Here is a 2,336-nt window from a genome sequence, read left to right on the forward strand (position 1 = left end):
AATTTCGGTTTTTCGATTTCGGCTGTCAATTAGTTTTCGGTTTTCCGCTTTCCAATTTGGGAGCAATCACGCACAACGTTCTCGCGCCTGTAGCGGTTTGCGACTTGTGAAGACGAGTATTTTCGGCTAAACGAAAATACGAATTAAAACGGTAATTCCACTAAATTCGCAAATCGCTACAGACGTGTGTTACCCGACGTTTTTTATTTCATATTTTATTTTTTCAATCCAATTTTTATCCGTCGGTTCAATAATAATAACTTTGAAATTAAATTTTTGACCCTCAATTCCAACTCCTTTTGAGTCGTCAATATGGATGTCAAAATCAAAAGCCGTTGGATATTTCGATGAGTTGATATTCATAGATTTTAAAACTTTCTGATTTTTGGTCTGATTTATAATTCGGTTAATTTTTATTCCATAATATTTTAAAGTTAGTCTTATTTTTCTTTTAGTTCTAAACGATGTTGTATAAATGTGAATTTTGTGACCTTCACTTTGTAAATGAGAAATCAATTCACTAGTACCTTTACGAATTTCTTCGATACCGAAATATTTAGCAATTATATTTACTTTTTCAGTTTCAAATTCCTTTCCATTTGGAATTAACGTACTATCAAGGTCGAAACTTATATTCATTTAATTTTCAGTTGTTTGTACGGTTTTTTGGTGAAATGTTGGGTAACGTTCTCGCGCTTGTGGATGTTGCGGACTTTGAAGACGAGTATTTTCGGCTAAACGAAAATACGATTTAAAAACGATAATTCCACTAAATTCCGCAATAGCCACAAACGTGTGTTGGCAGATGTAGTTTTATTTATTCTTATGGGAATTTAATATTCATTTCATTCTTTTCAATTTCAACTTTTTCCCATTCTGTTTTATTAATTTTGGTCGTATCTATTTCCTTTATCAAATTTATGGTTGGCAGAATTTTTGTCTTTTCTATTATTCGGGTTTTGAATCCAAATCCACCTAAATCTCTCATTTGATATTCGATTGATTTATTTTTATCAGAAATATTTACGTATTCAATTGTTTGTGTTCCCCAAAAACTCAAATTCGTAATATAATATAAACCAATACAAATGATTCCAATTATAATTATTAATATTCTTAATGCTTTTCTGTATTTTCCTTTTAGTATTTCATTTAGTAAAAAAATAAATATTGAATAAGAAGCAAAAATCAGTAACCAATAAATTAAAGGACTACTTATACTTAAATTAGTAAATCTATTTAATAAAATCAAACTTGCTGAAATTATAAAAAGTGTAATAAATAGTTTGATTTTCATTGGTTTACGCTTCGTTTTTTTTACTATATCTGCCAACGTTCTGGTACTACAGCGGGTTTGGGACTAAATTAAGCCCATTCTTCGGATTTGCCAAATCATCCCAAATACAAGACTATTTTTCTTTTAAGCCTAATGCCCAAATCCGTTGTAGTGGCTGTTAGCGGTAGTTATTTTTATTCCGTCTTTATGTGATTTATCAATTTTTCAAGTTCTTTTATGTCATCCTTATGTCTGCTCAATTCAGTGGTCATTTTTAAGAACCATTTTTTAGTTGATTTTCTAATGCACCAAATTTTGACGGGTGTCCAGTTTTTTGTTTTTACTAAAATAGCCAAATAGTTTTCAAATTCAATTTGTTCAACAGTTAAGTCGTCAAGCTTATAATGTAATTCCGTTTCTTTTACCCATAGGTCTGCCCAAAATTTGTCATTGTCCAATTGAGTTATAGGAAAGTCAGAAGTTAAATTTACAATGCAATTATTGCTTTTGCCGATTTGAAAATTATAAATTTTGTCGTTCCCTAAAATTGTCTCTGTTAAAATCCAAGGTGATGGGATTTTCTCAATAGAAAAACCAAAGTCTGTTTTTAAACTGTTCAGTTTTTGCTTCTTAATTTGGTTTGTTGGGGAAGGTTTTTTTATTGGAGGATTTAGATAGTCAAATAAGTCTTCCACGTTTGCTAAAACTTCACAGTCGCAACCGCCTCCGTTGTTCTCCAACCAGTCAATTACATCAGTTGCATTCACAACAACATTTTTGTCTAAAAATTTCTTTGTCAATATAGTTGTATGGTCACAACCATATTCGCCTAATTCAACATCTAAAAAGTCAAAAAGTCGAGAGAATATGTTTTCGTCAACTGGTAAGCTTTTTTTAAACTCGGCTAATTCTTTTTCAGCAAGTTGATTTTGTATTTCTTTCTGTTTCGCTTTGTCCATTGTTGGTTGTGTATAATTACCGCTAACGTTCCGGCGCTTGGCGAGGTTGGGGAATAAAGATGCGGGATTTTTCGGTTAAATACAAATTTCCCAAATACAAA

The 2,336-nt window shown here is 31.3% G+C and carries 3 protein-coding genes; all 3 read right to left on the reverse strand.

Going from position 1 to position 2,336, the window contains the following annotated elements; translation table 11 throughout:
- Positions 1 to 189 precede the first annotated feature (189 nt).
- The gene (locus tag GXM17_RS21160; protein WP_163401504.1) at positions 190 to 639 is read right to left on the reverse strand and encodes an HAD family hydrolase; all 450 of its coding nucleotides are present in this window, start codon (positions 637 to 639) and stop codon (positions 190 to 192) included.
- A gap of 184 nt (positions 640 to 823) precedes the next feature.
- On the reverse strand, positions 824 to 1,297 hold the full coding sequence (locus GXM17_RS21165; RefSeq protein WP_208796476.1) for a hypothetical protein: 474 nt from the start codon (positions 1,295 to 1,297) through the stop codon (positions 824 to 826).
- A gap of 173 nt (positions 1,298 to 1,470) precedes the next feature.
- Positions 1,471 to 2,235 carry a DUF2695 domain-containing protein gene (locus GXM17_RS21170; protein WP_163401506.1) on the reverse strand — a complete coding sequence of 255 codons (765 nt, stop codon included), beginning with the start codon at positions 2,233 to 2,235 and terminating at the stop codon, positions 1,471 to 1,473.
- Positions 2,236 to 2,336 lie beyond the last annotated feature (101 nt).

It is taken from the genome of Flavobacterium fluviatile (assembly GCF_010645065.1).
Classification (GTDB): domain Bacteria; phylum Bacteroidota; class Bacteroidia; order Flavobacteriales; family Flavobacteriaceae; genus Flavobacterium; species Flavobacterium fluviatile.

Coding starts and splice junctions, on each gene's coding strand:
- GXM17_RS21170 (WP_163401506.1), bottom strand. CDS start 2,235: ATGGACAAAGCGAAACAGAAAGAAATACAAAATCAACTTGCTGAAAAA.
- GXM17_RS21165 (WP_208796476.1), bottom strand. CDS start 1,297: ATGAAAATCAAACTATTTATTACACTTTTTATAATTTCAGCAAGTTTG.
- GXM17_RS21160 (WP_163401504.1), bottom strand. CDS start 639: ATGAATATAAGTTTCGACCTTGATAGTACGTTAATTCCAAATGGAAAG.